7 protein-coding genes are annotated in these 6,551 nt (G+C 71.8%); 1 reads left to right on the top strand and 6 read right to left on the bottom strand.

The window, feature by feature from the left end:
• Nucleotides 1-123: 123 nt before the first annotated feature.
• The 6 genes from ACFWXO_RS20065 to ACFWXO_RS20040 form a co-directional block, all read right to left on the bottom strand.
• On the bottom strand, nucleotides 124-444 hold the full coding sequence (locus ACFWXO_RS20065; RefSeq protein ID WP_375894509.1) for a DMT family transporter: 321 nt from the start codon (nucleotides 442-444) through the stop codon (nucleotides 124-126).
• A gap of 7 nt (nucleotides 445-451) precedes the next feature.
• Entirely contained in the window at nucleotides 452-1,159 is a 708-nt protein-coding gene (locus tag ACFWXO_RS20060) for an HAD family hydrolase (RefSeq protein WP_380525192.1), read from the bottom strand.
• 64 nt (nucleotides 1,160-1,223) lie between these two features.
• On the bottom strand, nucleotides 1,224-2,309 hold the full coding sequence (locus ACFWXO_RS20055; protein WP_375894514.1) for an ABC transporter ATP-binding protein: 1,086 nt from the start codon (nucleotides 2,307-2,309) through the stop codon (nucleotides 1,224-1,226).
• A gap of 31 nt (nucleotides 2,310-2,340) precedes the next feature.
• Nucleotides 2,341-3,150, bottom strand: a complete 810-nt coding sequence (locus tag ACFWXO_RS20050) for an ABC transporter permease (protein WP_375894617.1) — start codon at nucleotides 3,148-3,150, stop codon at nucleotides 2,341-2,343.
• Nucleotides 3,150-4,139: an ABC transporter permease gene (locus tag ACFWXO_RS20045; RefSeq protein WP_380525191.1), complete on the bottom strand. Its 990-nt coding sequence runs from the start codon at nucleotides 4,137-4,139 to the stop codon at nucleotides 3,150-3,152. Before ACFWXO_RS20045 ends, ACFWXO_RS20050 begins: the two co-directional genes overlap by 1 nt.
• An 8-nt stretch (nucleotides 4,140-4,147) precedes the next feature.
• The gene (locus ACFWXO_RS20040) at nucleotides 4,148-5,317 is read right to left on the bottom strand and encodes an ABC transporter substrate-binding protein (RefSeq protein ID WP_375894520.1); all 1,170 of its coding nucleotides are present in this window, start codon (nucleotides 5,315-5,317) and stop codon (nucleotides 4,148-4,150) included.
• A 399-nt stretch (nucleotides 5,318-5,716) separates the two neighbouring features.
• On the opposite strand from ACFWXO_RS20040, the gene ACFWXO_RS20035 reads away from it, so the two are divergent.
• The gene (locus ACFWXO_RS20035; RefSeq protein WP_375894522.1) at nucleotides 5,717-6,496 is read left to right on the top strand and encodes a GntR family transcriptional regulator; all 780 of its coding nucleotides are present in this window, start codon (nucleotides 5,717-5,719) and stop codon (nucleotides 6,494-6,496) included.
• The last annotated feature ends 55 nt before the right edge of the window (nucleotides 6,497-6,551 follow it).

Below are 6,551 nucleotides of genomic sequence, written 5' to 3'. Positions count from 1 at the left end.
ACTTTTAACTACCAGTCACTGTTTTTTTTATTTGATTTGTCGCGCACAAAGTCACCCTGGTGTCCCGGGGGGGGGGGGGGGGGCGGCCCGCGGGGGGGGCCCCCCCCCCCGGGCCGGGGGTGGTCAGTGGCCGCCCTTGAGGTTGAGGACGACGACTCCGACGATGATCAGGGCGATGCCGAGGATCTGCACCTTGCCCAGTGATTCGCCGAAGGCGACCACGCCGATTCCGGCGACCGCGGCCGTTCCGGCGCCCGACCAGACGGCGTAGGCGACGGAGACCGGGATGTGCTTGAGGGCGCGGCCGAGGAGGTAGAAGGACAGCGCGTAGCCGACCCCGACGCCGAGGCTGGGCCAGAGGCGGGTGAAGCCCTCGGTGAGTTTGAGGCAGCTGGTGGCGCAGACCTCGCTCAGGATGGCGAGGGCGAGCAGGACGTAGGGCATGTCGCTGTCAAACGGCCGGGGCGGTGGAGAGCTTCCCCAGCAGGGCCAGGTCGGCGCGCTCCAGGCTGTCCAGCAGGGTGATCCGCCGGCCGTCGGGCATCGGGACGGCGCTGGAGGGGACGGCGAGCACCGCGCAGCCGGCCGCGGCGGCGGAGGTGACCCCGGTGGGGGTGTCCTCGACGGCGACGCAGGTGGCCGGGTCGAGGCCGAGCCGCTCGGCGGCGGCCAGGTACGGGTCCGGCGCGGGCTTGGTGCGGGGGGTGTCCTCGGCGGCCATGGTGACGGCGAACCAGTCGCGGCCGATGGAGGACAGGACGAGGTCCACCACCAGGCGCGGGGAGGCGGAGACCAGCGCGGTGGGCACCTGTGCGTCGCGCAGGGCCGCCAGCAGGGCGAGCGCGCCGGGGCGGGGCACCGTCTCGGCGGCGACCTTGGCGGCGAAGGACTCGCCGAGCACCGTGGCGAGCTCGGCCTCGGGACGGCTGGTGCCGCTGACCCTGTGCAGGTGGGCGGCGGTGTGCTCGACGGCCTGGCCGAGCACCTCGGGGGCGTCCTGGTCGGTGAGCGGGTGGTCCAGCTCCTCGGCGAGTTCGGCGGCGGCCTTCCACCACAGCTGCTCGGTGTCGACCAGGGTGCCGTCCATGTCGAAGAGGACGGCGGCGGGGAGGGGGACGGGGGCGGAGGGAGTGGGAACGGGCGGGACGGTTTCAGGCATGGCGGTACCTTCGGTGGTTCTTCTGAGGGTGCAGAGGCGGTAACGAGGATCCCAGACGGGCCGCTCAGGCGGTGCGGCGGTCCACCAGTACCGGGCGCTCCGGCAGGGTGAGCTCGGCGCGCGCGCCGGCCGGGAGGGCGGCGGCGGCCTCGGTGGGCAGGTCGGCCTTGACCTCGGTGCCGTCGTCGAGGCGGACGGTGAGCCGGGTGACGGCGCCCAGGAAGGACGCGGTGACCACCTGGGCCGGGCCGGTCGCGGACGGGGTGAGGACGACGTTCTCCGGGCGGACCAGCACCTGGAGTTCGCCGTCGGCGGGCGCCGTGCCGTCGACCGCGTGCCGGCGGCCGAGCACCTCGACGCCGTCCGGGGTGCGGGTGCACGGGATGCGGCTCATGGTGCCGACGAACTCGGCGACGAAGGGGGTGGCCGGCCGGCCGTACAGCTCGGACGGGGTGGCGCACTGCTCCAGCTTCCCGGCCCGCAGCACGGCGACCCGGTCGGCCATGGACAGCGCCTCCTCCTGGTCGTGGGTGACGAACAGGGTGGTGATGCCCAGCTCCTGCTGGAGGCGGCGGATCTCCTCGCGCAGCTGGAGGCGGACCTTGGCGTCCAGCGCGGACAGCGGCTCGTCCAGCAGCAGCACGCGCGGCTGGAGGGCGAGCGCGCGGGCGAGCGCGATGCGCTGCTGCTGGCCGCCGGACATCTGGTGCGGGTAGTGCTCGGCGCGGTGCGGCAGGCCGACCAGTTCCAGCAGCTCCTGGGCGCGCTTGCGGCGCTCGGCCTTGCCGGTGCCGCGCATCCGCAGCCCGAAGGCGACGTTGTCCAGCGCGGTCAGGTGCGGGAAGAGGCTGTACGACTGGAACACCATGCCCGCGTCGCGCTTGTGGGCGGGGATCGAGGTGATGTCCTGTCCGTCGACCAGCACCTCGCCGGAGTCGTGCTGCTCGAAGCCGGCCAGGATGCGCAGCGCGGTGGTCTTGCCGCAGCCGGACGGGCCGAGCAGGGCGAGCAGTTCACCGGGCCGGACGGTCAGGTCCAGACCGTCGAGGGCGGTGGTGGCGCCGAACGCGCGGCGCAGCGAGCGGAACTCGACGGTGGCGCCGCCGGCGGCGGTCGCGGCCCGGGAGGCGGTGGCGGTGGCCGTGGTCATGGCTGGTAACTCCTGGAGAACGGGGGGTGGTTCAGGACCGGGCGGCCTTGCGGCCGCGGCCGACGGCGGACATCAGCAGCAGGACGAGCCAGACGATCAGCAGGCTGAGCATCGACACCGCGACGGACATCTGGCCGTCGCTCTTGCCGTTGGAGTTGATCCACACCGAGAAGGGGCCGAAGCCGAGGATGGAGGCGGTGGTGAACTCGCCGAGCACCAGGGCGACGGTGAGCACGGCGCCGTTCAGCAGCGCGCTGCGCAGGTTCGGCAGGACGACGGTGAACACCGCGCGCAGCCAGCCGGCGCCGCAGTTGCGGGCGGCCTCGACCAGGGTGACCACGTCCACGCCGCGCAGTCCGGCGTCGATGGCCCGGTAGGCGAACGGCAGGGCCATCAGCACGTAGGCGATGACCAGGACGATCGGGAAGTCCGGGTTCTGGATGGCCACCATGGTCTGGAAGAACGGGGTGTCCTGGAGGTAGTCCGGGCCCCAGCGCAGCACGCCGATGATGCCGGTGGTGAGGGCCACCACCGGGACGACCAGCGGCATCGAGCACATGACCTCGATGACCGGGCGCAGCTTCGGCGCGCCGAGCCGGGCGGCGAGCACCGCGGGGACGAGCAGGAGCAGCAGCACCGCCACGGTGACGACGGCCAGTTCGAGGCTGAGCACCAGGCTGTCGGTGAAGCCGGGGGCGTTCAGCAGCTCGGTGTAGGCGCGGAAGGTGGTGCCGTTCTTGTGGTCGTCGACGCTGAAGACCACCGACGAGACCAGCGGCACCGCGAAGTAGATCCCGCAGAGCAGCAGGACCAGGCCGCGGCCGAAACGGATGCGATTGATCAGGCGAGCCACTTGGCACTCCGGCGCTGAAGGGGCAGGTACACGGCCATCACCAGGCAGGCGACCACGATCATGTCGAGGCCGAGGGCGAGGGCGAGGTTGCCCTGGCCGACCAGGACGTTGCCGGACAGCGCGTCGCCGATCTGCATCGAGATCAGCGGCACCGAACTGCCCACCATGGCCTCGGCGGTGGCGTACGCGGCGAAGGAGGCGCCGAACAGCAGCACGAAGCCGCCGAGCAGCGAGGGCAGCAGGACGGGCAGCGCCACGTGCCGCCAGTACTGCAGGCCGGTGGCGCCGTTGTTGTACGCGGCCTCGCGCCACTGGACCTTGAGGCCCTCCAGGGCCGGGGTGATGGTGATGACCATCAGCGGCACCAGGAAGTACAGGTAGACCACGGACAGGCCGGAGAAGGTGTAGAGGTTCCAGCCGTGCGCGGTCAGGCCGAGCTTCCTGGTGACCTCGCCGGAGTTGCCGAGGGTGGCGACGAACATGAAGGCCAGCGGGACGCCGCCGAAGTTGGCGAGCACGCCGGAGGCGGACATCACGGCCTCGCGGAAGGCGCGGAACCGGGAGGTCGCCACGGCCTGGGCCAGCGGCAGGCCGACCACGGTGGCGATCAGCGCGGTCAGCAGGGAGAGCTTCACGCTGCCCCACAGGGCCGTCCAGTAGGCGCCCTGGAGCGAGCCGGTGAGGTTGTCGAGGGTGAAGGCGCCGCCGCCGTCGGGGGCGTCCGAGGAGGTGGTGAAGGCGCCGATGACGATCGCGACGGCGGGCAGGCCGAAGCCGATCGCGAAGAAGAGGATCAGGGGGAGGGCGGCGAGCCAGGCGCGGCTGCCGCGGGCCCGGCGCGCGGCCGGGCGGGGGGCCTCGGTGTGCACCGTGGTGGCGGTGACCGGGGCCGGGGCGGGGGAGACGGGGCCGGGGGCGCCCCCGCCGCTCTGGGCGGCGGAGGCGCTGGCCGGCACCGGGGTGGGAGCCGTAGTCATCAGTCAGATCAGCCCGAGATCGCCTTGGCCCAGTTCTCCGTCACGACCTTCTTGGCCGCGGTGGTCTGGTCGTCGGTCGGGAAGGTGGTGAAGGGCTTCTCGATGGCCGGGAGCTTGGCGGCGGCGGCCGCGTCCAGGGTGCCCGCGGCCTTCATGGCGTCGAACAGGGCCGGGGTGGCGTAGCCGCCCAGGTAGCCGTTCTGGCCCTCCGCGCTGTAGAGGTACTCCTCCCACAGGCGGGCGGCGGCCGGGTGCGGCGCGTCCTTGTTGATGGCCTGGTTGTAGAAGCCGGCGTAGATGCCGTCGGACGGGATGCTGACCTGCCAGTCGATGCCCTTGTCCTTGAACTTGTCGGTGTAGCCGGCGTTCAGGTAGGACCAGTCGACGCTGATCGGGGTCTCGCCCTTCTCGATGGTCGCCGGGGTGACCTCGACCGGGTTGAAGTTCCCGGCCTGCTTGAGCTTGCCGAAGAAGTCGATGCCGGGCTGGATGTTGTCCAGCGAACCGCCGTTGGCCAGGGCGGCGGCCATGACGGCGCTGTACGCGGCGTTCGCCTTGGTCGGGTTGCCGTTGAGCGCGACCATGCCCTTGTACTCGGGCTTGAGCAGGTCGGCGAAGGTCTTCGGGCAGGCCGACACCTTCTTGGCGTCGCAGGCGATCGAGACGTAGCCGCCGTAGTCGTTGTAGCTCAGACCGTTGGCGTCCTTCATGGAGGCCGGGATCTTGTCGAAGTCGGCGACCTTGTAGGGGGCGAACAGGCCCTGCTTGCCGCCGGAGGTGGCGAACGCGGCGCCCAGGTCGACCACGTCGGGGGCGCGGTCCTGGCCCTTACGGGACGTGATCGCGTTGATCTCGTCCTGGCTGGAGCCGTCCGGGTTCTCGTCCTCGATGTCGATGCCGTACTTCGCCTTGAAGCCGTCCATCAGCTTGCCGTAGTTCGCCCAGTCGCGCGGCAGCGTGATGACGTGCAGCTTGCCTTCCTTCTTGGCGGCGGCGACCAGGGCGTCCATGCCGCCGAAGTCGGCGGCCGAGGTGGCGGTCTTGGCGCTCTTGCCGCCCGCGGCGTCGCTGCCGGACTTCGCGGTGGAGGAGCCGGCGGAACCGCAGGCGGTGAGGGACAGCGCGGCGGCGGTCAGGACGGCCGCGAAGGCGGCGGAGCGGGCACGGTGCACGGACACGGGTCAGTCTCCTGATCGGGTGTACTGCGAAGGGGGTGCTGCACGGGAGTGGTGTCCGATCTGATCGGGGGATCGATCGTGCGAGTGGCCGGGGCGCGGATCCGTCGGTGGCCCGTCGGGAGATCCGTCGGGGTTCCTTGCCGCGTTCGTCCGGTATCCGTTCGGAACCGTCCGAGTTGACTAGCCAACTTCGCTGACGGAGGTAAGTAACCCGAAGTTCGGTGACGGGAAGGTGAACGGACGGCCCAGAACCGGGGTCGGCTGCGGGAACGGTGGAATCCGGCCATCGGTGCGTGATCCGTTCGGTGCGATGCTCGAACGGCGCAGCGGGATAAGGTCGGGCTGTCCGTGCCGGTACGGCTGCGCTGGACACCGCCCCTGGAGGGTCAATTGAGTGACGTGGCAGTAGAGCCCGGGCGCCCAGTCGAGCGCACGGCCGGAGCCCTGTACCGCAAGGTGGCCGCAGATCTGCGCGAGGCCATCACCACCGGCGCGTACGGCGAGGCCGGCCGGCTGCCCGCCGAGGGCGCGCTGGCCGAGCAGTACGGGGTCTCCCGCGGCACCGTCCGCCAGGCGCTCGCCGTGCTGCGCTCCGACGGGCTGGTCACCTCCCGCCGCGGCACCCGACGGGTGGTGCTCGGCGGCGCCCGGGTGCAGAGCTTCTCGGAACTGCTCAGCTTCACGCACTGGGCGTACTCGATGGGCGAGGAGCCCGGCGGCATCCTGGACTCCCTGGTGCGCCGACCGGCCGACGCGGCCGAGCGCGAGCAACTGCGGCTGGAGCCCGGCGCCGAGGTGTACGTCACGGTCCGGCTGCGGACGCTGTCCGGCACCCCGGTGATGGTCGAGCGGACGATCTACCCGCCGCGGGTCGGCGAGATCGTCGCCGAGCTGCCGCCGGACGTCGTCTCGCACACCGAGGTGCTGCGCGAGCACGGCATCCTGTTCACCGACGCCGACCACACCATCGACATCGTCGCGGCCAACGCCGAGGACGCCCGACTGCTCGGCTGCCGCCGGGGCGGCCCGCTGCTGCGCGAGCGGCGGCGCACCACCGACCCGACCGGCACGCCGGTGGAGTGGTCCCAGGACCGCTACCTGCCCGGCACGGTGGCGTTCAGCGTGCACAACTCGCTGGCCACGTCGGCGCTTTCGCGGCACGCCCGGGAGCTGGACTGAGCTCCCGGGCGTCGTTCGGGGTTCCTGCGCGTCCTACGTGTCCTGCGCGTCCTGC

The sequence above is a fragment of the Kitasatospora sp. NPDC059088 genome, from assembly GCF_042738155.1.
In the GTDB taxonomy this organism is placed as follows: Bacteria; Actinomycetota; Actinomycetes; order Streptomycetales; family Streptomycetaceae; genus Kitasatospora.
This window is presented reverse-complemented; position numbering and strand designations above follow the sequence as displayed.